The organism is Streptococcus sp. HMSC10E12 (assembly GCF_001807855.1).
GTDB classification, from domain to species: Bacteria; Bacillota; Bacilli; order Lactobacillales; family Streptococcaceae; genus Streptococcus; species Streptococcus salivarius.
Map to the genome: position 1 here is coordinate 1 of NZ_KV791084.1, position 765 is coordinate 765.

Annotated in this window: 1 rRNA gene; it reads right to left on the minus strand. The window is 49.0% G+C overall.

Annotated elements, in window-relative coordinates:
- Positions 1-765 (minus strand): 23S ribosomal RNA (locus tag HMPREF3112_RS03260); the annotation flags it as partial.

Here is a 765-nt window from a genome sequence, read left to right on the forward strand (position 1 = left end):
CCTCACTGCTTGGCCAGACACTTCCAATCGTCTGGTTTAGTTAGCCTACTGCGTCCCTCCATCACTATATACTCTAGTACAGGAATATCAACCTGTTGTCCATCGGATACACCTTTCGGTCTCTCCTTAGGTCCCGACTAACCCAGGGCGGACGAGCCTTCCCCTGGAAACCTTAGTCTTACGGTGGACAGGATTCTCACCTGTCTTTCGCTACTCATACCGGCATTCTCACTTCTATGCGCTCCAGCACTCCTCACGGTACACCTTCTTCGCACATAGAACGCTCTCCTACCATACCTATAAAGGTATCCACAGCTTCGGTAATATGTTTTAGCCCCGGTACATTTTCGGCGCAGGGTCACTCGACTAGTGAGCTATTACGCACTCTTTGAATGAATAGCTGCTTCTAAGCTAACATCCTAGTTGTCTGTGCAACCCCACATCCTTTTCCACTTAACATATATTTTGGGACCTTAGCTGGTGGTCTGGGCTGTTTCCCTTTCGACTACGGATCTTAGCACTCGCAGTCTGACTGCCGATTATATCTCGTTGGCATTCGGAGTTTATCTGAGATTGGTAATCCGGGATGGACCCCTCACCCAAACAGTGCTCTACCTCCAAGAGACTTAACATCGACGCTAGCCCTAAAGCTATTTCGGAGAGAACCAGCTATCTCCAAGTTCGTTTGGAATTTCTCCGCTACCCACAAGTCATCCAAGCACTTTTCAACGTGCCCTGGTTCGGTCCTCCAGTGAGTTTTACCTC